Source organism: Mesorhizobium sp. M1396 (assembly GCF_040317725.1).
Classification (GTDB): domain Bacteria; phylum Pseudomonadota; class Alphaproteobacteria; order Rhizobiales; family Rhizobiaceae; genus Mesorhizobium.
In genome coordinates, this window is the sequence record NZ_JAMYLA010000008.1 from 1 (window position 1) to 22,536 (window position 22,536).

A 22,536-nucleotide genomic window follows, 5' to 3' on the forward strand; every position below is an offset into this window, starting at 1 on the left:
AGGCGCCGGTGGTGCGGTTCTCGGCGAAGGGATCGAAGGCGATCGGCGTCCGCGTCGAGATGTTGCAGATGCCGACTTCGTTCATTTCGAGCGACTTGGCCGCTTCATGGGCAAAGTCGTTGACGTTGATCCGGTATTTCAGATCGGTGACGGTGGCGCTGGTCTGATCGGTCTCGGTGCGCAGGATGTAGGAGCGACCGGGCAGCAGCGCATGCTCGTCGAACCAGACGATGTTGGCGGCGAATTGGTCTGCGACCTGCGGCCGTGCGGCAGGCGAAACCAGCATGTTGCCGCGTGATATCTCGACCTCGTCGTCAAGGACCAGCGTGACGGCCTGGCCGGCAGCCGCCTGGGCAAGGTCGCCGCCATACGAGACGATCCGCTTGACGCGCGAGGATTTGCCGGACTTGGCGACAACGACTTCGTCGCCTGACGCAACCGAGCCGGAAGCGATCGTGCCGGCAAAGCCGCGAAAGTCGAGATTAGGGCGATTGACATACTGAACCGGAAAACGGAACGGCAGTTCGACCACCGCCTCATCGACCGACACGGTTTCGAGATGCTCGATCAGCGTCGGGCCGGAATACCATTCCATGCTGTCCGAGCGGCGGCTGACATTATCGCCGTAACGGGCCGACATCGGGATCGGCACCATGGTCTGGAAGCCGAGATCGCGCGAGAATTGCCGGTAGTCTTCAACGATCCGGTCGAAGATCGCCTGATCGAAATCGACGAGATCGATCTTGTTGACGGCCAGCACGATGTGGCGGATGCCGAGCAGCGAGGCGATGATCGAATGGCGCCTGGTCTGGCGCAGCACCCCTTGCCGGGCATCGATCAGCACGATCGCCAGGTCGGCGGTCGAGGCGCCGGTCGCCATGTTGCGCGTGTACTGTTCGTGGCCGGGCGTGTCGGCAACAATAAACTTGCGCTTCGGCGTGGCGAAGAAGCGGTAGGCGACGTCGATGGTGATGCCTTGCTCACGCTCGGCCTCGAGACCGTCGACCAGCAAAGCGAAATCGATGTCGTCACCGGTGGTGCCATGCTTGCGCGAATCGCGCTCGAGCGCGGCGAGCTGGTCCTCGAAAATCTGCTTGGTGTCGGAAAGCAGGCGCCCGATCAGCGTCGACTTGCCGTCATCGACGGAACCGCAGGTCAGGAAGCGCAGCAGCGATTTCTTCTCTTGCGCCGCCAGATAGTCGCGAACGCCGTCGGTGGGTGCGAGGCTCTTTGCCATGATGTGGCGCATGGTCAAAAGTACCCCTCGCGCTTCTTCTTTTCCATCGAGCCGGCCTCGTCGCGGTCGATCAGGCGGCCCTGGCGTTCGGAGGTGCGCGCGGTCAGCATTTCGCCAACGATGGCTTCCAGCGTATCGGCATCCGATTCGATGGCCCCGGTCAGCGGATAGCAGCCAAGCGTGCGGAACCGCACCAGCCGGTTTTCCACCGTCTCGCTGGGGCGCAGTTTCATGCGCTCGTCATCCCTGAGGATCAGCATGCCGTCGCGTTCCACCACCGGCCGCTCCTTGGCGAAATAGAGCGGCACGATCGGGATACTCTCCTGCAGGATGTACTGCCAGATATCGAGTTCAGTCCAATTCGACAGCGGAAAGACGCGGATCGATTCGCCCGTTGCGATGCGGGTGTTGAATATCTTCCACATCTCGGGGCGTTGATTCTTCGGGTCCCATACATGCTGGGCGTTGCGGAAGGAGAAGATGCGCTCCTTGGCGCGCGATTTCTCTTCGTCGCGACGGGCGCCGCCAAAGGCCGCGTCGAAACCGTATTTGTCGAGCGCCTGGCGCAGCGCCACGGTCTTCATCACATGGGTGTGCGTGTTCGAACCATGGTCGAACGGATTGATGTTGTCGCGTACGCCATCTTCGTTGACATGCACCAGGAGATCGAAGCCGAGTTTCTGCGCCATCTGATCGCGAAAGGCGATCATCTCGCGGAATTTCCACGTCGTGTCGACGTGAAGAAAGGGAAACGGCGGCTTAGCGGGATAAAACGCCTTCATCGCCAGATGCATCAGCACGGATGAATCCTTGCCGACCGAATAGAGCATGACCGGCTTGGAAAAAGCGGCCGCAACCTCGCGGAATATGTGGATGGATTCGGCTTCAAGCCGCTGGAGATGCGTAAGCGCTGTTGTCATGGACCGTGAGCGTTCTTTCGTGCCTTCCGACAGAAGATCTTGCCTCAAATCATCGAGCTTTGCGCCCGGTTCAAGCCTTGCTTCTGGACAATCTCTCTCGTGCCGGCGTTCTAGCAGATCGCCGTTGTCTAGAACAATGCAAGACTGGCCCTGGGGCGCATGGTTCGGGAATGAATTTTCCACGAATGCCGGAAAAACCGGAAATTCCTGCTCGCTAGGCTGACAGCTGAGAAAATGCCGGAAAAATATTGCTTGAATAGACCGGCTAAGGCCCTTCCGGGAACCTCCCTCCGATCGACCCCGCGCCGGCCGCTGTTTTTCGGTGACAATCGACCCAACATACTATCGAAAAAGAAGCCCAGCCGCTATACCAGCCCCAGGAAGCGGGCAAGTGCATCATGAGGCATGGGCAGTCTCGAGGCGAGCGCATTCTGCTTCGCTAAACAAGATCCGCCGCATGAAACTTCCCGAAAATAGCGAGCCCGAAAATTTGAGCCGGCTTTCATCCCTGAGACAGCAATTCACGCCTTCGCGGGTCAATATCTACTTCTCCATCCTTTGCTTCTTTTTTCCACCGGTTCTGGGATCGGTGGTCAGTTTTGTTTTCAACGGCGGAGCCCTGGCTTCCGTCGTACTGATTGCTTCTGGGAAAAGGCACTTCAACGCGGACCGGCCAATGATTTGGCTGACGGTCGCGATCTATGCCTACTGCGCGGCCAATCTCCTGGCCACCATCGTCAACAATTCGTTCGTCCGCGATGCGCCACACCTTATACCGCTCGTCACCTTCCTGTTTTTCCCCGTCTCCTATTCGACCTGGAGCATCACGCAGAAAACCATGCTTGCCCGCACCATCGTTCTCAGCTGCATGGCCGCCTGTTTTGTCGCGCTGCTCATGGCCGTCATCCAGCAATATTGGATCGGGGTCAGGGCCGAGGGCGGGGCCGGCAACCCGATCGTCTTCGCAACGGTCGTCTGCCTTGCCGTGGCGGTCTGCGTGGCCGGCGCCTTGTCAGGCATAGAGCGAGCCCGTAACCCCCTTTTCTACGCCGCATTGGCTGGGACGATCGCCATCATCTATTCCGGTTCGCGTATTGCCTGGCTGGCTCTGCTGATTGCCGGCATCGCTGTTTTGCTTATCAACCATCGGAGGCTCAGAGGCAGGAATGCCGTTCGTGTGCTTCTGCTGCTGGTGGCAGTCGGCATCGTGGTCGCCGCTTTCGGCTTCCAGGCGATATCCGGGCGCATCGACTTTCTGCAATCCGATTGGAATGCGCTGGGCGCGCAGGGCAATTACGACAGCTCGTTGGGAATACGTGTCGCGCTTTGGGAGATCGGCCTCAGAGCATTCCGTGACATGCCGCTGTTCGGACATGGGGTGGGCGCGACCCAGCTTTTGATCAAGCAGGGCTTTCATGATCAGTTCGCAATGGAGACAGGCTTTAACCATTTTCACAATGGCTTCCTGACCGCCTTGGTGCAAGCAGGAATTCTGGGCGCCGCAACGCTGGCGGCGATCTTTGTCGTTGCCGCTGGAAATGCCGCCCGGGTCTTGCGAAACAGCAGCGATCCTGTCGAGCGGTTCGGCGCCACCATGATTGTCATCGTGGTGATAACCTATCTCACCGCCGGGATGACGGGTATCCTGGTCGGCCATGACATTGTGGACTCGGTGCTGATGGTCTTCCTGGTGTGTGGAACGTATCTTGCCTCCGGCCGTCAGGCTCCGTTGATGGAAAAGCATGCACCTCCACCAGTGATGGAAGAGCAGGAGCTTCCGGCAGCCAGCCAAGAGTTGTTGCGGGCAAGGCAATGAAGGTCCTGGTCACCGGCGCGACGGGTTTCATCGGGCGCCTTGTCGTGCACAAACTTCGCGAATCCGGCGCCGAGCTTCGTCTCGCTTCCCGCCATCCGGAAAGGCTTGGGTCGGGGGACGGCGCGGTGCTGTTGCCCAATTTCGATGCACCGGCCGCGGCCTTCCTGGCACTCACCAGGGGTGTGACCCACGTCGTCCATTGTGCCGGCCTCAACAACGATCAAGGCAATGCCACCGAAGCAGACTATTGGGCGGCCAATGTGGAATTGAGCGCACGGCTGGCGCATGCCGCGGCCGCGCAGGCAAGCGGACGCTTCATCCATCTCTCCTCGATCCGGGCCGTGATCGGCGCTCGCGTCAGCGCGACGATCGACGAGAACACGCCTCCCGCCCCGCAATGCGTCTACGGGCGCTCGAAGCGCGAAGGCGAGATCAGGATCCTGGAAGCCTATGCATCGCATGGCCGCTCCGACGCCGCCGTGTTGCGCCTGCCGCCGGTCTATGGGAGCGGCATGAAGGGAAACCTGGCGACGCTGATGCGCTTGGCCGATACGGCGATGCCGCTGCCGACCGGCGCCTTGACGGGAATCCGCTCGCTGATGTCCCGCGAGGCCGTGGTGCGAGCAGTGTCGCATCTGTTGACCCATTCGGCGCCACTTCGCCCGATCTATGTCGGCGCCGATGTACCACCGGTCACCCTCGAAGCCATCATCGCCGCCTTTCGCCGGGGTTTGGGGCGGCCGATGCGCCTGATGACCGTGCCGGCAGGCCTGATGCGGCCGGCAGCAAGCGTGCTGGGCAAGCAGGCATTTTGGGACGGCCTGACCGCGACACAGATATGCGATCCCGCCCTGCTGATATCGCAGGGATGGGCACCCGAAACCGACCCGCTGGGGCGGCTGGCCGAACTGGCGCGGCTCGGTAAGTCTAGCTTCCCATCACTTTTGGGATCGTGGTTTGTTCAGCCTCGGTAGAGCGTTCCGAGCAGGATCCGAAGGTCAAGCCGGAACGACGCCATGCGGAGATACGCGGCGTCCGTTTCAGCCAGAAGCCGCGGGTTCGACATGTCGATGCCCCTGATCTGGGCCAGGCCGGTTATGCCTGGAACTGCCGCCAAAACCCCCAGCCGCCTGCGACACTCGATCAATTCCGTTTGGGTCGGCAGGCAGGGGCGCGGCCCGACCAGGCTCATCTCGCCCTTCAACACGTTCCAGAACTGCGGCAGTTCGTCGAGCTTGAATTTCCGCAGCACCTTGCCAACCGTTGTGACGGAATTCGCGGGCGCCTCATGCGAGGGCAATGACGGCGTCCCGACATACATCGTGCGCAACTTGTGACAGCGAAAAAGCCTGCCGTCGCAACCGACCCGCGTCTGCGAAAAAATAGCCGGACCAGGCGACGATACCCGAACGGCAAGGACGGCGAGCGCCAAAACGGGAGATGTGACCACCAGCAGCAGAGCCGCGCCGGCAAGATCGAAAATGTGCTTGGCTGCTTTCATGAACGGCCGATGGCGCTCCCTGTCAAAGTCCCGAGGCAACGCCGCGGGCCAAGCCCGTCAATCCGGTCGACGTAGCATGAGCTCATATCTTGACCAAGCGTGCCACGCAGCCCTTCGATGCTCAGATGCGCCCGAGGATGAAAGCGAGATAGAGCCCCAGGGTCCCGGAAAAAGTCTGCCGATAGACACCGCTTTTGCGCAAGGCTGCCAGGCGGCGAAAAAGACCGCCCTGCCGACCCCTGGTGAACAGGTCGAGGCATTGCGCCGCGTCCTCGGTCAGGAGGTCGCGATTGACGACAAGTCCTTCAAGGTTGAGGTCCGTCCAGTCGGCAAACTCGCCCTTGAACAGGCGGCCAAGCCGGGAAACCCTTGCCCTCCACGACGCGTTGGCGCCAACCAGGTTTGCCGCATGCTGCCGGTAGCGCACCAGTGGCCGCGGATCGTAGCGGACGATGCCGCCGGCGGCGGTCACGATGAGATAGGCCCACCAGTCGTGGCTGACGAACCCGGTCCGCGCGGAAGCCCTGGCCAGCAGGTCGCGCGCCGCGGCGTTGAGCAGGATGGTGTTGCCGCCGGCGATGCTCTGCACAAGTGCGTTGCGAAAGGATGGCGGCCGGGCAAACAGCGGCGAATGGCCAACAAGGCTTCCCGTTTCCGTCATGGTCGCGGTTCGCGAACAAAACATCAGCGGAGTTTTTGCGTCATGGGCCTGCATCCAGCGGATGGCGCTTTCCAACCTGTCGGGCTCCCAGATATCGTCCTGGTCGCAGAAAGCATAGCCGTCCGCATCGATGCGTCGATCAAGGATCATCGACCGGAAATTGGCGGCGAACCCTTGCCGCGGCCCCTCCACAAGGGTCATTCGACCCTTGGTCCAGCGGGATTTCCATGCCTCGATGATGGCGATCGTGCCATCGATGGAGCCATCGTCGGATATCCACAGGTCGACCAGAGGGTGCGACTGGGCGAGCAGCGACCGCAGCTGCTCATCGATGAAGGCGGCGCCATCTTTCGTGCCCATCAGGACCGCGATGCGCAGATCTGCTTTATCCACGAACGTCAAACACCTTGCATATGCCCGGGATTTTCAGATCCCCGAATCATGATCGCGTCGGAAGAGGAGCGGCCTAGCCCGCCTGCCCGACCGTTTTCGGGATCACGTCCTGACGAATGCTCCCCCTGGCCTTCTTGGCGCGGTCAAGGCCTGCCAGCACGGCGAGCGCGGCAGCCTTGTCCTGGTTTTTCGCCGTCTGCTGCAGCGCCGTGAGCGCGATCTGGACATCCGACCATTCCACCACGTCCGTGCTGAGGCCAAAAATCTTCGAAATGCCGAGTTCGACGAGTTCCTCATCTTCGCCATGCAGCGTTTCGTGGAGTTTTTCGCCCGGCCTTATGCCGGTGAACCGGATTGCGATGTCCTTGTATGGGCTCTTTCCGGACATGCGGATCATCGTTTCGGCCACTTCGAGAATCGGCACCGGCTTGCCCATGTCGAGCATATAGACGGCATAGTCATCCCCGCTCCGCCGCGACGCGGCATCGGCCGCCGACATGATGACGAGATCGACGGCTTCGGCCACGGTCATGAAATAGCGTGTCATGCGCCGGTCGGTGATGGTGACAGGTCCTCCAGCCTCGATCTGCGCCTGGAATATGGTCGCCACCGAACCATTGCTGCCAAAGACATTGCCGAACCGCACGGCTATGAACCTGGTGGCGGAGCGACGCCCGCCCGGCTCGGTCGCTGGCATCCCATGCAAGGCGCTGACGATCTGTTCGGCGGCCCGCTTCGTCATGCCAAGCACCGATGAGGGATCCACCGCCTTGTCGCTCGATATCAGGACAAATTGCGCAACCCCGCACTTGGCGGCGACCTCGGCACAGACGAGCGTTCCGAAAATATTGGTCTGGATGGCCGAATCCCAGTTTTCCTCGAGCAGCGGAACGTGTTTGAGCGCCGCGGCATGAAAAATGATATCCGGCCGGAATTCCGTGACGACACGCGTTATCTGGCGTCGGTCGGCGACATCGACGATACGGACCTTGAGACGGTCGTGGTCCTTCTCGTCGATATACTGGCTCAGCTGGAAGATGCCGAACTCGGAGTTGTCGGCGACCAGCACCGCCTCTGCTCCCAGTTCCAGCGACCGTTTGACCAGCGTTCGGCCGATCGAGCCGGCACCGCCCGTCACCAGAACACGTTTGCTGCCGACAAAGGCACCGATGCGCTCGATATCGGACGCGACTGTCGGACGGCGCAGGATCGTTTCCATCTCGACGGTGTCGAGAACCAGCTTGCCGTGCCGTTCCAGCTCCGAAAGACCGGAGAACTGCACCACACTTATATCGCCATGCCGGGCGACGCGGACGAGTTCCGAATACTCCTCGATCTCGTGCTCGGCGCCGCTGCCGAAAATCAGCAGATCCAGGCTTTTGGTGCCGCTCGCATAGTCTTCCAGGACATCGATCAGACGCGGCCGGGTCGCCACCACGGGAACACCCTGGATCCGCGTGCCCAACGGCGCGCCATGCTCGGTCGCCATGATGCCTGCGATGGAATAGTCGGCCGGCTGTGCCGTGCGCGTGAAGCGAATGATCAGGTCGGCTTCGCCGAGACGACCGACGAACAACGCTCGCTTGGCCTGCGTCCCGTCGGTCTTGCGGCTCAAAATGCCCCAGCTCGCGCCGTCACGCAGGAAGCGGTAGAACAGCCGGGGCGCCGATATGATCGTGAAGGAGACGAGGAAGAAGACGATGAACTGGCGCTCGTTGAGCCCCTGCACAGGCTGGAAAGAACGAACCAGCAGCGAAGTGGCATACAGAGCGAACGTCAAAATCGCGCAGCTTTTCAGGATGTTGAAAAAGTCCGGCGTCGACGCAAAGCGCCAGACGGTCGTGTAGAGGCCACAATATCTGAATAGCAAATGGCTGATGAGAACGACGCCCGCCCAGGTTGCCAGCCCCTCGTTGGAGAGCGCTTCGAACGAAAGATCCGACCGCGAAAGCACGAGGCTGAGCGCCACGGCGACCAGGACCATGACCACGTCCTGGACCATGATGAAGGCGCGCCGCATCTGTGGCCGGAGCCCGAATACTGATTCGAGGTAAGAATTCATTGGACGGCACTAGACTCCAGGCTCACGGATATGAACACCAGAAAAAGTGCGAACACGAAGATACTTCGTGGCCACTTTCTCAAAGTGCCATCCCCGGCCCCCGCCGTCCTGTATCGCATACTGCGGGGTTGAAGGCATAGCTAGATGTTTTTTTGGAAGTCGTATCCAGCTTCAGGCCGGGGCGTCCGCGAACGGTTGCGGTTCATGGGAACTTCTTGGGTCGTCAAAAAGATTGATGTAAAGGAGATGAATGCGCAGAGCCGAAATCGCCCAGAAATTCCCGTTCCTTCGACGACCAGTCGGTTTGATCAAAGAACTTGCAGGTAGGAGCCACAAACGCGTGATCAAAACAAATGAAGATGAGACGGTAGAATTTTGGTCAGAACGCTCACATGACGAACTAGCTCGAGTAGCGGCTGCGCTCCATCGCGATCGTCGCCAAGTCGAAGATAGAACCGGGCTTCACGAGGTCATCGGCGCAAGAACCATGATTTCAAATGCCTTTATCAGGGGCGTCGGCATTGAGGTCGGGGCTGGCAACAGGCCGTTTCCAGTGCCGCCCACGGCCACCGTGATGTACGGCGATATCCGCGACAATGAGACGTTAAAGACTCACTTTGCCGATCGAAACATCACCGAAGGCGGGTTTATCGATGCAGAAACTTTTGCAGGGACCAAGCCCGAAAGCCTCAACTTCATCATCTCCGCCCATGTGATCGAGCATCTGGCCAATCCTCTCGGCTCAATTCGTGAAGGGATGGCGCGGTTGAAGCCGGGGGGGATTTACATCATCGTTGTGCCGGATATGAGGTTCACCACCGACCGCGACCGACCGCCGACTTCATTTGATCATCTGAAGGAAGACTTGGCGACCGGTGGTGAGCCGACGTTGCTGGCTTCCTATGTCGAACATTGCCGGTATGTGCACCCGCTTTCGCAACCCGCATTCTCAAACGATGAACTGATGCCGGCGGCCGAAGATGGGCTAAAAAAGCGGATCGATATCCATGTTCACGCATGGACCAAAGAGACATTCTCTATGCATCTCGACCAGTTGGCGGAGCCGTTCGGCTTTACGAAGTGCTTCGAGTCGGCGATTCGAAACGAAGCGTTGTTTGTGCTTCGAAAGAATGCCGAATAGGGCTATTTCGCCGCAGCGACTGGCTCATTCGGACCCACTTCACTTTGTCTGACGGCGCAGTTTGGAAACGGCAGTTACGCATCGAAAGACAAGGCTAGTGATAATCGCGAGTACGCAATCGTCCGATAGAGCAAATGAAAAGAAGATGGCATATAAATGATACCAATTAATTACTTTCTGCGGATTAATAACGTTGGCGATAAATTCTCCCCCGAGATAGTACGAGCCATATCCGCGAAGGAACCAATCTGGACTTCAGACTTGGGGCGCCGACACTTGCTGGGCGTCGGCAGCATTCTCGCAAGCGCCACCGAACATTCATACGTTTGGGGTAGCGGAATCATGAACCCAAGGATGGGGGTAGGAAATCCCGCACCGTCCAGGGTTTTGGCTTTACGCGGGAAACTTTCCTATAGGGAATTGTCGCAGACTCTGCCGATGCGGCTGTTCGACATCCCACTCGGAGACCCAGGCTTTCTTTCCAATATTTTGGTGGACAAACCACAGCTAGGGGACCGAATTGATCTGGCCGTCATTCCCCACTACGTCGACCAAACAAATCCCTACGTGCAGCGCCTATCTGAATTGGACGGTGTAAAGGTTCTGGACGTGCACCAAGAGCCAAAGACATTCCTTTCTACTCTTGCGCAGTGCCGGTATGCGATCAGTTCGTCGCTCCATGGCCTGATCTTCTCCGAATCACTTGGCATCCCTAATGCTTGGGTCGAATTCTCCAATCTGGTGGCAGGCGAGGGTTTCAAATTTCAAGACTGGTTTTCGCTAGCAAGGAGACCGCAAGCGAACGCTGTTTCCATCAACCGCGCATGGTCACGATCAGAGCTGGTTGATCTCTGTCAGATCCACGAAATGGACATTGATCGCAATGCTCTGTCCGGAGCGTTAACAAAAGGAATAGATGAGCTTGAGTTAGAAATTCTTCCCAGTAAGCGCATATACGCCTTTGGCGAGTGCCGGTCTAGACCCGTGCCAATCTTCATAATTTCGTTCAATCGGGGCGATCAGTTGCTAAGATCGATCGACTCTTACAGGCGACTTAACACTGCCGTTGATATCGTTGTTCACGACAATGGAAGTTCCGACAAATATACACTAGGGATACTCGACGACTTAGAGAGATCCGGCGTAAAACTATTCCGATCTACTGCAATTACATCACCTGACGAGCTGAATAGTATCAACAGCACGATAGAGACGTATTTCTCAGACTGGGCTGAACCAAGTCGGTATGTGGTAACGGATGGCGACATTGACCTAGGGGGTGCCGATCCAGACATATTGTCGATTTTTGATGTTTTATTGGATAACTTTCGGGATGCGGCCTGCGTAGGGCCAATGTTAAAGATTCACGATATCCCCTCGACCTATGCCCTCTATAATCACGCAATGAATCGCCACATCGATCAGTTCTGGCAAAAAGAACCTTTATGGTTCACGCACGACGAAATTATGATCGCCTACCAAAGAGCACCAATCGACACGACCTTTGCCCTTTACCGCGCCGGAGAGCGCTTCCATCGATTGCAACAGGGATTGCGAGTTTACTACCCCTACGAAGCAAGTCACCTGGATTGGTACGAAGGCGAGGCCGAAGGCGTGGTATATCGGATGACATCGTCTCCGACCATTTCACATTGGAACTCGCAGGAACAGATCGATGCAAAGAAAAATGAGCCCCTGAGATTTTCTCAATATATACGGGTGGTGCCATCACCTGACGGCACCTTAGTCACACAAGATGAATTATTATAGAACCGCCGCCTTGATAGACGGTCCTAGGTCAAAATGCCCAGACGCAAGAAGATCAGACTCTGGTGCAACACGAAACACAATAGCATCAACGATACGATGCATTAGATTCTCATCAAAGGACGACTTCCCAAAAACGGAACCGCCAATAAAGTATGTACCCGGGAGCATCAAACAGTTAAACTCAAAGCAAACCGAAATTGTTGTTCCGGATTTCACTTTCATCAGGCGAAAAATATCTCTGTCTTTATTATTCGCTCCCGCTAAAATTAAACCAGAGACGGTTTTCAGAGCCATACCAAAAGCGATGTTGGTTGCATCGACTGAAAAACTGACTTTGAAGTCAAATGCATATCGTTTGCCTAGCTGAAGAACATTAACCTGATTGCCGGCCGTCGTCAGTATGCGAAGGTCGTGAATACGCGCACCGTGCTCTTCTGTCGCCGTCGCCGATTGAGTCTGTAGACTCTTGTCAAAATAGTCGGCGAATTCTGTTCGATCTTGCAAGAACGACGATATTGAAGGCGATGGGGGGGCATCCATTTCGCCGACGGTCTCCTCCCAGACAGAGGAGCCCTCTTTTTCAACGCTTCCTTCCACTGCGCTGTGGGGCTTGGCGGCAACCGACCGTGCAATGCTCTCTCGCATTTGCGCTGCCGTGTCGCCAGAGGCATTTACTAATCTCTGATATTGATTGACTACCGCTTTGGGACGCCCTTGGGAAATCAGTTCGCCGCCATCGATCAGCATAGCCCTCGAACACAGTTGCACTATAGTCTGGGCGGCATGGCTGACGAACAGGATAGTGCCACCTTTGTCCTTAATGTCCTCGATGCGGGCAAAGCACTTGCGCTGAAAGGCCTCATCACCCACCGAAAGCGCCTCGTCCACCACAAGAATATCCGGATCGACATTGATGGCCGTGGCAAAGGCCAGCCGCACATACATGCCTGACGAATAGGTCTTCACCGGCTGATCGATGAAAGGGCCTATGTCAGCGAAACGGGCAATGTCGTCAAAACGCCATTCCATTTCTTTGCGCGGCACGCCGAGGATCGCGGCGTTGAGGAAAACGTTCTCACGTCCGGTGAACTCGGGATTGAACCCGGCACCGAGTTCGAGCAGCGCGGCGATGCGGCCGTTCACTTCGACCGAGCCGCTGGTCGGCTGAAGCGTCCCACAGATGGCCTGCAGCAACGTCGACTTACCGGACCCGTTGCGGCCGATGATGCCGACGGTTTCGCCGCGACCGACCTCGAAAGAAATTCCAGACAGGGCGGCGAAGTCACGGAAATAGCGACGCGGCGGACGGCCTATAAGCTGTTCCAGCCGCGGAATTATCATTTGTTTGAAGCGGTCCTCGGGCCGTTCGAACATCACATAATGTTTGGACACATCACGCACGCGAATGGCGAAATTCGAGGTTTGCCCGTCCGCCTCGACGGCGAATTCATTAGAGAACATCGGCGAAGCCTCTACGGGTCTTCTGGAAAAATTGATAGCCGAGAAATGCGGCCGCAATCGCCACCAGTGAGTAATTGCCAAGGGCTACCCAATTTGGCTGCACGCCGAAAAGAACGACATCGCGGAAACTCTCAACGGGAATCGCGAGCGGGTTGAGCGACAGCCAAGGCTGCAGCCAGGTCGGCAGCGACGTCCTCTGAAAGAAAACCGGCGAGAGGAACATGGTCGCGGTCACCAGCGGTGTCACGATCTGACTCATGTCACGAAAATAGACTCCGATCGATGCCAATATCCAGGCTATCCCTAGCACCAGGACAATCAGCGGCGCGAAAACCACCGGCGCCAAAACCACCGTTGCGGGGATGCCGCCGAAGACGATGTAGGCGAAAACGAGTAACACCAGCAAACTGACGGCCGCGTGAAACAATGCTGCGCCAGCCGAAACCACCGGCAGAACCTGGATCGGAAACACAATCTTCTTGACGTAGTTGGCGTTGCCCACAATCAGGCTGGGTGACAGCGAAACCACTTCCGCGAAAAACTGAAAGACAATCAACCCGCAAAACAGGATGACCGCAAACTCGCCGGTTGAATGTGTCGCGCTCTGCTGGTCAGGCATCGTCCAGCGCGACTTCATCACCACACCGAACACAAAGGTGTAGACAGCCAGCATGAACAAAGGATTGAGCAGCGACCACAACAATCCTAGCGCAGAGCCACGATAGCGACCGGCCACCTCCCGACGAATAAGAGAAATACTAAGTTGAGTAAAGTTCATGATGCTGCTTGAATCTTTTTCTCATAGTCCGATACAAAATTCTGTATTGCATCAGAGATATCAAAATCCGTCCTCCAACCCGTATCACGCTCAATGGAGTCACAATTCAACTCCACGTCTCTGACAAGGAACGACTTCTCGGGAACATAATTTCGGCGGATTGGTCGCCCACAGACGTAAGAACAAAGATCTACTACTTCATTCACACTTAGCGATTTCCCCGCACCGACATTGTATATAGCTTGTTGCTGCCCTTTCTGCCTCAGTACCGTGTCGATCGCGGCACAAAGATCTCGAACGTCGATGTAGTCGCGCAATGCCTCTCCGTCGCCCCATATATCAATCGCAGTCCCCAGAAAGGCGGCCCGGACGGCGGCAGCCACCACACCTTGCCCCTTTTCAGACGACTGGTATTTTCCAATAGGGTTCGAAGGGCGGAGGATCGAGTAGCTCCATCCCTCCCCCACAGACAACGTCCTTATGGCGTTCTCGACCATCAACTTGCCGCATCCGTAGCTGCTTATAGGTAGAGTTGGGTGCTCTTCGCCAATCCTAGGCTGCTGGGGGATCCCATATATTGTCCCACCGGACGAAAGATAAACCACGTGCCGGATCGAGCTTGCACGGATACTTTGCAGAAATTTGACATGCGGGACGACATTCCGACTCACCTCGGAAACGAGGTCATTTGCAAATGTCGCTGGCACAGACGCGCTAACGAGTAACACGACTGCGCTCAACCCTTCGAGATGACGACGATAGGTTGCCGGATCATCGAAATCGATAAGTGTCATATTGGCGAGCTGACCAACGCCTTGTCGCCGAACAAAACCTCGGAACGGGATTTCTCTTTGATTGAAATAGTCGACGAGATTTCGTCCGATAAATCCGGATGCCCCAAAAATACCAATCATTCGCCACCCCTATTTAGAGGGGAGTGGGCTCCGACTCGTTCGCGCCGCTCGGAGCGACCGATTTCCGGACACACCCTCTGGCAAGACAAGATTCGCACATGAATCATGCTGCGCGATTCCAGTTATTGCCTAACTTCGATTCCAAACGCTGCAGTATTTCTCCTGCAAAAGCTTCGGACGAGAAATTGGCCGCGAAAACTGCCCTGGCGGCGTCCCCAATCTCGCGCCACTTCTCTCTATCGTCGAGAGCCCTCCTTAGAGCGGCTGCGAGGCTGGTCGGACTGGCATCTTTCGCGACATAGCCGGACACGCCGTCCTCTATAAACTCTGCGGTCCCAACAGCGGTGGAGCAAACTAGAACCTTGCCGGACCTCAGCGCGTCGATCGAAACCAAGGGCAAGGTGTCATCGCGTGAAGAGACAAGAAGTATGTCTGTTTCGTACAACGCTCTTTCGTATTCCGCGTGACTGAGAGCCCCTTCCGTGGAAACACCAACTCTGATGTTTGCCATCTGATCGATCTGCGCGTGGTAACCCGCGTTAAGGATTCGCCCTGCCAATCGCAATTCACACATACGCCGAACGCTCTTCTCCAGCTCGTCCAACGCCAGAATCGCCAAATCCTGTCCCTTGCGTGGCTCGTATGAGCCCAGCACTGAAACGACAATGCTTTTGCCAGCGCTCCAGTCTGGGTCGGAGGGTTCGGAAACTGCACCGATCGTCGACGTGCCATACGGAACAACGGAATAGTCTCGAAAAAACGGCTCGACGGCGCGGCCGGCAATGTTACTTCCGACCCAGACGCCCGCAGCTTTCTCAAGTGCCAATTTGGCCTCGGAATTCGAAGAGAAAAGATCCTTCGCGAACTCGCTTTCGTGAATATACCAAAAAACCGGAACCGACTCCGCGAGTTGGGATACAACCGGCCATCCAAGCACCGTGTTGACGATCACCGCGTCGAAGTTTCGGCCAAATTTGAGAACGGTGTCATGTCGATCGAACAGAATCTCATCAATAATCACCGTGATCCCTAGTTCATTAATATATGTACGCATCGGGCCATCTGCCGGCGCCGCCACGACAACAAAATTGTCCGCTGAAAGCGCCTTGGCCAGATCAAGAACAACACGCGGCGCGCCGCTCTCAGTCATGTCATGGGATACGATCAATATATCCAGACCACCTCGACGCCAGCAATCCGGAGTATCAAGAGTACCGAGCCCCGGAAAAACCTGAAACCCTTCCTGAGAATCACGATACAATAGCTCCTTCATCTTCTCTGTATAAAAAGGGTCCCGGCTAATTGCTTGCGGCCATCTCTTTAAAAGATTTATATCAGACTTATCTTTTTTAAATATCTTACTCTTTCTTTCTTTCTTCTCGGTCTCGCCTATAGAGGCGTGCCCCACATGATATAGACGTGAGTAAGGGGAATACACACAATCGTATCCCTTTTCTCGCACCTTCAAGCAGACATCAACGTCAGAATGAGAGACCGGAAAATTCTCCGCATCGAACCCATCGATCTCGATAAATATGTCGCGATCAACCATCAAGCATGCGCCGCAAATTAACGACACATCGCGAACGGATTGCGCAAAGTTGTAATGGTCCGTCGTCATATCGGGCAGACAGTGAAACGCGGTCCCCACTAGACCCCGAACACCGGTGACCATCCCTGCATGCTGGATCAAATTATTTTCGTAAAGCAACTTTGGGCCAACAACACCCACGTTCCCCAAAGTCGCTATCTCAAGGAGACTTGAAAGCCAATCCTTTGAGATCACCCGCACGTCATCATTAAAGAATACAACGTACTTTCCTCTCGCCTCGCGGGCTCCCTGATTGCACTTATCAGAAAAATTGAACGCCTTATCATACGTTGAGAATTTAACTTTCTCCGAAATTCCGGCAAGATCTCGTACTATTTCCCCGTTCGTAACTACAATAATTTCGAACAAATTGTAATCGGTATCATTAAGTATTGAGCTTATCGACGATCTGATATTTTCGATGCTATCCGAGGGAATTACAATTGACACGAAATTCCCAGATACCAGATCTGAGTCTCGATAGACTCTGTTCGCATAGGGTAATGCCAGTGCCTGGCCGCCGTAGTTTCGGCGTCGGATCGCATCTTCAAGTGCCTTGATGTTTGAGGTTCGAGCATAATCCTTGCCGCCTACGGACGCAGATCCCTCAATCATACGCCAGCCATAGAGCACGTGCTCTATATGCATGACCTTCTTAAAGTGCTCCGACACACGCAGCGCGAGATCGTAGTCTTGCGAGAAATCATATTCGCTGCGGAAGCCACCAACTTCCTGAACAAGGCTCTTTCTATATACGGTTAGATGAGCGGTATACATGCAGTTGAAAAGGAGGTGAGGACTCCAATCCGGCTTGCGAAAAATTTCAACAGGACGATCGTTTGCGTCAACCTTGCATTCGTCTGAATAGATAAAATCAACAACGGGGTCACCAACTATAACCTCTGCAACCCGTAGAAGTGCATCCTTGGTGAGAATGTCATCATGATCCAAAAGGGCAATGTACTCTCCAGACGATCGATCTAGCGCATGATTAGTTGCCTTTGATATCCCCCCGTTCTCAGCTAGACTACTAATCTTTATTCGCCGATCAAGCGATGCATATCTATTTAGAAGGCTTGATATCCCATCATCCTGCGAACAATCATCGACAATCACGAGTTCCCAATTTTGGTATTCCTGGGCTATCACGGACAGGACCGCCCGCTCAAGAAAATGGAGCGGGGACCTGTAAACTGGCATCAGTACGGATATGGCAGGGCCGGAAAAGCTCGATGGAGAAAAGGCGGACAGCGCAAAGCGAGAAGACACCTCTTCCCTTTCCCTGAACAAGTTTTCTGCGATACGCGCATCAGGAACACGAAGAAGAGAGACCCCGTCAAGCGTTGCCTGCTTCAGCCCCCTCGAGATCACCCGGCCATAGACGGCTTTTGCGACATTTAGCCAGCTGCCGCGGTGGATACGAGACTGCCGAAGGCGCTGAACAAGTTCATTAGAATTCAATCGCTCGGTCCAGCCTATGCGTAAGGATCCAGTCGCTCCGTCAGAGCTATTCGGAGGGCTCTCGCGCGCAATATAGGATTCCAATATCTCCTTCGAGCCTTCCGACAAAACTCGATTTCTTTCCACATCCAACTCTAATTTGGTCTTTTCAATAATTTCCGCCAGCTTGACATTGCTTTCGGTTGCGCTCGATAACTGGGAATTAAGTTGTCTTTTCTCTTCGATACTACTTTCAATAATCTTCTCTGAGGCGGCACGCTCTTCCGCTAGGCTATGACGATATCCAGCTATTTCCGCTTCTTTCTGCTGAAGCTCATCTGCAAGCTGAGTAGCCTTGGTCGCCTCCGCTTCGAGAGCACGCTGCAAGTTCAGCTGCGTTTCGGAAGAAATCTGCTGTCTGGCTCGAAGCTCCGGAAAGAATGCCTCACCGAAGACCGGCGAGACAGCATCGAACTCAGCTTTGACACGATCTAGGTCAGCCATAGCTTCAGCATCGTTGGCGTCTGTTTCTAGAGCCCTGAGTGCCGAGTACGCATCCTTTACCCAACTGGCAATTCGCTCGTCAGCGAAGAGCGCGCCGTCCGTCGCCGCATGGTGCTGATAGTCCTTTGATATATGGCCATCAATCTCGACCGCCGCCACCTCGGTCGGCCGTGGCCAAGTAACCGAGAGCGCTGTGGCGATCTTGTCCAACCTTGGCCGCCAACCTTGCATCATCCCTTCATAGGAGACGAACACACGTGGCGCGCCGCGTGTCGAGCGCTCCGCGTCCAGTTCATGGCGAAGCCAGAGCAGAGCACCGAAGCCGGGTGTTGAGCGATCCCGTTTGCCGAGCGAGGCGACAACCGCAAGCGGGTTGCGACTTGCGAGAACGTATCGCAAGTCGATTTTCATGGACTTAAAAATGAGCGCATAGAGCTGCACAAAACGGGAGATGCGCGGCTCCTTAAGCACCAATAGTGAAGCATCGCCATACTCCTCGTCTATAAGACGAGCGATTTCGGCCTTGTAGAATTGGGCTCGCGCCCTCGGCAAGTCGCCGAGATCGAAGCGCCGCCAGTCATCCCACCTGCTGCCGACCTCTGCGAGCATTCGGTCGTGCAATTCGATCAGCTTCAAGGGCTCCCAGTGGCCTGTTGGGTTTGTCGGATTTGCTCCCAACAGGTTCTTCGGCAGCTCCGCGCCAAGCAGACTGATCGCGCGCGTCAGCGCGCTGGTGCCCGAGCGATGCATTCCAAGCACCATGATGCACGTGCGTTTGGTCGCTTTCGGCTTTGCCTTGCGTGCTTTTGGCTCGTCAACGGGCGTCGCATCGCACGTGTTTTCCGGTGAAGGGTGCTTGTTCATGCCGTCAATGCCTGTTTCGTCCCGCCGATGAGAAGCCGGTGCACCACCGCTTCCGTCGATTGCCGCCACTCCGGCGCATTCCACCCAAAAGCCGAGGCGAATTTTGCGCTGGATAGCCGAGAATTGGCGGGACGGCGCGCCTTGGTCGGATAGTCCATCGTAGCAATGTCCCGTACCCGCGCCCAAGGACCACCAGACACGCGGCTTGTGTCCAGGATATGGCGCGCAAAGCCGCTCCAGTTCGTCTCGCCCGTGCCAGCCAGATTATAGGTGCCAAACGCATCGAAGGCCTTGTCGTCATGCAGCATCGCTGCCGCATGCAGGATTGCGTCGGCGATATCAAGTGCTGAGGTGGGGTTTCCCCACTGATCGGCCACCACCGCGATCTCGTCGCGGTCGGCGGCAAGCCGCAGCATGGTCTTGACGAAATTCTTGCCGAACGGGCTGTAGACCCATGCCGTGCGCAGGATCAGATGGCTCGGATTGGCTGATGCCACCGCCTGCTCGCCGGCAAGCTTGGAGGCGCCATAGACGCTGGCTGGCGCGGTCGCGTCGGTCTCGACATAGGCACTGTCCTTCGAGCCGTCGAAGACATAGTCGGTCGAAAGATGGATGACGGGAACGCCAAGCCGCCTTGCCGCTTCCGCCACCTTGCCGGCGCCGACGGCGTTCACCGCGAATGCCAGATCGGGTTCATCCTCGGCCTGATCCACCGCCGTGTAGGCGGCGGCCGACACGACGATGTCGGGCTTCGCGGCCGCGATGGCTTCGATCAGAGTATCGGGTTTTGCCAAATCGAGTTCCGGCCGGCCAATGGCGATGACTTCCACGGCGGCGCGTCGCTGGCCGGCCTCCAGAAGGCTTGCCGCGACCTGGCCTTCGCGTCCGGTGACAACGAGCCTCACGCCACCCCCTCGCGGGCCTCACCCAACCGTTCACCGGCGTAGCGCTGTTCGCGGATCGGCCCCCACCACCATTTGTTGTCGAGGAACCAGTCGACTGTTCTGGCCAGGCCGCTGTCGAAATTCTCCTTCGGCGTCCAGCCCAGGTCCCGGCTTATTTTCGAAGCGTCGATGGCATAGCGGCGGTCATGGCCGGGACGGTCGGTGACGAAAGAGATCAGGTCGCGATAGCTCTTGCCACCGGCCCGGGGACGCCTGATGTCGAGCAAATCGCAGATCGTCTCGACGACACCCAGGTTCGTCCGCTCGGAATTGCCGCCGACATTATAGCTTTCGCCCGGCTGCCCTTTCGTGGCGACAAGCTCCAGAGCCCGCGCGTGATCCTCGACGAACAGCCAGTCGCGCACATTGGCGCCGGCGCCATAGACCGGCAGTGGCTTTTCGTCGAGCGCGTTGAGGATGACCAGCGGGATCAGCTTTTCGGGAAAGTGGTACGGTCCATAATTGTTCGAACAGTTGGAAAGCACGACCGGCAGGCCATAGGTTTCGTGCCAGGCGCGCACCAGATGGTCCGAGGCCGCTTTCGAGGCGGAATAGGGCGAAGACGGCGCGTAGGGCGTTTCCTCGACGAACATGCCGCCATCGAAAGGAAGATCGCCGAACACCTCATCGGTCGAGACATGATGGAAGCGGAAGCGGCTCTTCCTGTCCTCGGGCAGGCCGCGCCAGTATTCCAGCGCGGAATTGAGGATCTTGTAGGTGCCGACGATGTTGGTCTCGATAAACGTACCCGGCCCGTCGATCGAGCGGTCGACATGGCTCTCGGCGGCAAGGTTCATGACGATGTCGATATCGTCCCGGCGGAGGATGTCGAGCACAGCTTTCTCATCGCAGATATCGGCCTGCGCGAAGCGGTAATTGTGCGCGTTCTCGATCGGCCGCAGCGAGGCCAGGTTGCCCGCATAGGTGAGCTTGTCGAGATTGGTCACCCGATAGGACGGGTTGGCGCACAAATGCCGGCACACCGCCGAGCCGATGAAGCCAGCACCGCCCGTCACCAGAAAATTCATGCCGCTGTCCTCATCCTTTGGCGATCCATCAGGCAAACACCTCGGCGGCGGCCAATAGCGGCGCCTTGAGATCCTTGTCGGAAAGCTGGAACCCGCCGGTCAATGACGGCCATTCGATGCCGATGGCGGGATCGTCGAAACGGATCGACCGGTCATGCGCCTGCGAATAGGTGTCGGTGACCTTATACAGGACCTCGGTGTCGGGCACGAGCGTCACGAAGCCGTGCGCGAAGCCTTTCGGCACCAGAATCTGGTTGCCCTTTTCGGCCGACACTTCGAGAGCGACCCATTTCCCAAAGGTCTTCGAGCCGCGGCGAATGTCGACCGCGACGTCGAGAATGCTGCCCCGGATGACGCGCAACAGCTTGTCCTGGGCCCGCGGCGCGAGTTGGTAGTGAAGCCCGCGCAGGACACCCGCGGCGGCGGAATAGGAATGGTTGTCCTGCACGAAAGCCAAGTCTATGCCGGCCTGCGCAAAGCGCTCGGCATTGTAGGTTTCCACGAAAAAACCGCGCGCGTCGCCATGCCGCTTCGGCACGATTTCCAGCACGCCATCGATGCCAAGGGACCTGACTTCCAGCATCTAGCCCTCCGACAGGTCCACGACACGCCGGCGCAGATAGGCGGCATATTCGTTCTTGCCCAGGCGGTCGGCGCGACGCAGAACCTGATCCGCAGTCAGCCAACCCTGTTCAAGGGCGATCTCTTCCGGACAGGCGACCTTGATGCCCTGGCGATGCTCTATGGTGCGCACGAATGAGGAGGCTTCATGCAAGCTGTCATGCGTGCCGGTGTCGAGCCAGGCGTAGCCACGCCCCAGCCGGTGCACATGCAACTGGCCACGCTCGAGGTAGACGTTATTGACCGCCGTGATCTCGAGTTCGCCACGCGCCGAGGGCCGGATGGAGGGAGCGATGTCGACGACGTCATTGTCGTAGAAATAGAGACCGGTGACAGCCCAGTTGGATTTCGGGTTCTGCGGCTTTTCTTCGATCGTCAGCGCCGTTCCGGTGGCCTTGTCGAAGGATACGACACCATAACGCTGGGGATCCTCGACGTGATAGGCGAACACCGAAGCGCCCTTTTCGCGCGAGGCCGCGTCGCGGCAAAGCTGCGACAGCCCATCACCGAAATAGATGTTGTCGCCGAGGATCATCGACACGCTGTCCTTGCCGATGAAATCCCGGCCGATGATGAAGGCTTCCGCAAGACCGTTGGGTTGCGGTTGCTCGGCATAGGACAGATCGAGCCCGAACTCCGATCCATCGCCAAGCAGATCGCGAAAAACCGGCAGATCACGCGGCGTTGAAATGACCAGAATCTCGCGGATGCCCGCGAGCATCAAAACGCTCAGCGGGTAATAGATCATCGGCTTGTCGTATATCGGCAGAATCTGCTTAGAGATCGCTAATGTTAGCGGATAGAGACGCGTTCCACTGCCTCCAGCAAGGATAATTCCTTTCAAGAAGCTCTCCTCGACATGCCAAAGCCCCCCGGCCCTGCCGCCCGTG

At 57.0% G+C, this 22,536-nt stretch carries 17 protein-coding genes; 4 read left to right on the plus strand and 13 right to left on the minus strand.

Annotated elements, in window-relative coordinates:
* Both cysN and cysD read right to left on the minus strand, forming a co-directional pair.
* A partial coding sequence (cysN, locus tag NKH02_RS06835; protein WP_352877371.1) for a sulfate adenylyltransferase subunit CysN occupies positions 1–1,249 on the minus strand: 1,249 nt, incomplete at its 3' end.
* 2 nt (positions 1,250–1,251) lie between these two features.
* Entirely contained in the window at positions 1,252–2,157 is a 906-nt protein-coding gene (gene cysD / locus NKH02_RS06840) for a sulfate adenylyltransferase subunit CysD (RefSeq protein ID WP_352877373.1), read from the minus strand.
* A gap of 490 nt (positions 2,158–2,647) precedes the next feature.
* On the opposite strand from cysD, the gene NKH02_RS06845 reads away from it, so the two are divergent.
* The gene (locus NKH02_RS06845; protein ID WP_352877625.1) at positions 2,648–3,973 is read left to right on the plus strand and encodes an O-antigen ligase family protein; all 1,326 of its coding nucleotides are present in this window, start codon (positions 2,648–2,650) and stop codon (positions 3,971–3,973) included.
* Complete coding sequence (locus NKH02_RS06850) at positions 3,970–4,947, plus strand: NAD-dependent epimerase/dehydratase family protein (protein ID WP_352877374.1); 978 nt, start codon at positions 3,970–3,972, stop codon at positions 4,945–4,947. Before NKH02_RS06845 ends, NKH02_RS06850 begins: the two co-directional genes overlap by 4 nt.
* Here the strand turns inward: NKH02_RS06850 and NKH02_RS06855 are convergent.
* The 3 genes from NKH02_RS06855 to NKH02_RS06865 form a co-directional block, all read right to left on the minus strand.
* The gene (locus tag NKH02_RS06855) at positions 4,935–5,474 is read right to left on the minus strand and encodes a sugar transferase (protein WP_352877377.1); all 540 of its coding nucleotides are present in this window, start codon (positions 5,472–5,474) and stop codon (positions 4,935–4,937) included. The genes NKH02_RS06850 and NKH02_RS06855 overlap by 13 nt on opposite strands.
* Positions 5,475–5,595: 121 nt before the next feature.
* On the minus strand, positions 5,596–6,528 hold the full coding sequence (locus NKH02_RS06860; RefSeq protein WP_352877378.1) for a glycosyltransferase family 2 protein: 933 nt from the start codon (positions 6,526–6,528) through the stop codon (positions 5,596–5,598).
* 73 nt (positions 6,529–6,601) lie between these two features.
* On the minus strand, positions 6,602–8,590 hold the full coding sequence (locus NKH02_RS06865) for an SDR family NAD(P)-dependent oxidoreductase (RefSeq protein ID WP_352877380.1): 1,989 nt from the start codon (positions 8,588–8,590) through the stop codon (positions 6,602–6,604).
* Between the two features lie 250 nt (positions 8,591–8,840).
* Here NKH02_RS06865 and NKH02_RS06870 point away from each other — a divergent pair, with 250 nt between their 5' ends.
* Both NKH02_RS06870 and NKH02_RS06875 read left to right on the plus strand, forming a co-directional pair.
* The gene (locus NKH02_RS06870; protein ID WP_352877382.1) at positions 8,841–9,731 is read left to right on the plus strand and encodes a class I SAM-dependent methyltransferase; all 891 of its coding nucleotides are present in this window, start codon (positions 8,841–8,843) and stop codon (positions 9,729–9,731) included.
* Positions 9,732–10,169: 438 nt separating this feature from the next.
* Positions 10,170–11,501 (plus strand): polysaccharide pyruvyl transferase family protein, encoded by a 1,332-nt coding sequence (locus NKH02_RS06875; RefSeq protein WP_352877384.1) that lies wholly within the window; start codon positions 10,170–10,172, stop codon positions 11,499–11,501.
* On the opposite strand, the gene NKH02_RS06880 is transcribed toward NKH02_RS06875, so the two are convergent.
* The 8 genes from NKH02_RS06880 to rfbA form a co-directional block, all read right to left on the minus strand.
* Positions 11,496–12,962: an ABC transporter ATP-binding protein gene (locus tag NKH02_RS06880; RefSeq protein WP_352877386.1), complete on the minus strand. Its 1,467-nt coding sequence runs from the start codon at positions 12,960–12,962 to the stop codon at positions 11,496–11,498. The two genes, NKH02_RS06875 and NKH02_RS06880, sit on opposite strands and share 6 nt — an antisense overlap.
* Complete coding sequence (locus tag NKH02_RS06885; protein ID WP_352877388.1) at positions 12,952–13,740, minus strand: ABC transporter permease; 789 nt, start codon at positions 13,738–13,740, stop codon at positions 12,952–12,954. The genes NKH02_RS06880 and NKH02_RS06885 overlap by 11 nt, the downstream gene beginning before the upstream one ends.
* Positions 13,737–14,654: an NAD-dependent epimerase/dehydratase family protein gene (locus NKH02_RS06890; protein ID WP_352877391.1), complete on the minus strand. Its 918-nt coding sequence runs from the start codon at positions 14,652–14,654 to the stop codon at positions 13,737–13,739. The genes NKH02_RS06885 and NKH02_RS06890 overlap by 4 nt, the downstream gene beginning before the upstream one ends.
* A 103-nt stretch (positions 14,655–14,757) precedes the next feature.
* Complete coding sequence (locus NKH02_RS06895; protein ID WP_352877393.1) at positions 14,758–19,122, minus strand: glycosyltransferase; 4,365 nt, start codon at positions 19,120–19,122, stop codon at positions 14,758–14,760.
* A complete protein-coding gene (gene rfbD / locus NKH02_RS06900; protein WP_352877395.1) occupies positions 19,050–19,958 on the minus strand; it encodes a dTDP-4-dehydrorhamnose reductase in 909 nt (302 codons plus the stop codon). Before rfbD ends, NKH02_RS06895 begins: the two co-directional genes overlap by 73 nt.
* Positions 19,955–21,025: a dTDP-glucose 4,6-dehydratase gene (gene rfbB / locus NKH02_RS06905; protein WP_352877396.1), complete on the minus strand. Its 1,071-nt coding sequence runs from the start codon at positions 21,023–21,025 to the stop codon at positions 19,955–19,957. Before rfbB ends, rfbD begins: the two co-directional genes overlap by 4 nt.
* Positions 21,026–21,053: 28 nt before the next feature.
* Positions 21,054–21,608: a dTDP-4-dehydrorhamnose 3,5-epimerase gene (rfbC, locus tag NKH02_RS06910; RefSeq protein WP_352877398.1), complete on the minus strand. Its 555-nt coding sequence runs from the start codon at positions 21,606–21,608 to the stop codon at positions 21,054–21,056.
* Positions 21,609–22,490 carry a glucose-1-phosphate thymidylyltransferase RfbA gene (gene rfbA / locus NKH02_RS06915; protein ID WP_352877400.1) on the minus strand — a complete coding sequence of 294 codons (882 nt, stop codon included), beginning with the start codon at positions 22,488–22,490 and terminating at the stop codon, positions 21,609–21,611. It abuts the gene before it with no gap.
* Between the last annotated feature and the right edge of the window lie 46 nt (positions 22,491–22,536).

Bases quoted from the DNA above. Each gene is read 5' to 3' on its own strand.
- cysD (WP_352877373.1), bottom strand. From the start codon at position 2,157: ATGACAACAGCGCTTACGCATCTCCAGCGGCTTGAAGCCGAATCCATC.
- NKH02_RS06850 (WP_352877374.1), top strand. From the start codon at position 3,970: ATGAAGGTCCTGGTCACCGGCGCGACGGGTTTCATCGGGCGCCTTGTC.
- NKH02_RS06855 (WP_352877377.1), bottom strand. From the start codon at position 5,474: ATGAAAGCAGCCAAGCACATTTTCGATCTTGCCGGCGCGGCTCTGCTG.
- NKH02_RS06865 (WP_352877380.1), bottom strand. From the start codon at position 8,590: ATGAATTCTTACCTCGAATCAGTATTCGGGCTCCGGCCACAGATGCGG.
- NKH02_RS06870 (WP_352877382.1), top strand. From the start codon at position 8,841: ATGCGCAGAGCCGAAATCGCCCAGAAATTCCCGTTCCTTCGACGACCA.
- NKH02_RS06875 (WP_352877384.1), top strand. From the start codon at position 10,170: ATGCGGCTGTTCGACATCCCACTCGGAGACCCAGGCTTTCTTTCCAAT.
- NKH02_RS06880 (WP_352877386.1), bottom strand. From the start codon at position 12,962: ATGTTCTCTAATGAATTCGCCGTCGAGGCGGACGGGCAAACCTCGAAT.
- NKH02_RS06885 (WP_352877388.1), bottom strand. From the start codon at position 13,740: ATGAACTTTACTCAACTTAGTATTTCTCTTATTCGTCGGGAGGTGGCC.
- NKH02_RS06890 (WP_352877391.1), bottom strand. From the start codon at position 14,654: ATGATTGGTATTTTTGGGGCATCCGGATTTATCGGACGAAATCTCGTC.
- rfbB (WP_352877396.1), bottom strand. From the start codon at position 21,025: ATGAATTTTCTGGTGACGGGCGGTGCTGGCTTCATCGGCTCGGCGGTG.
- rfbC (WP_352877398.1), bottom strand. From the start codon at position 21,608: ATGCTGGAAGTCAGGTCCCTTGGCATCGATGGCGTGCTGGAAATCGTG.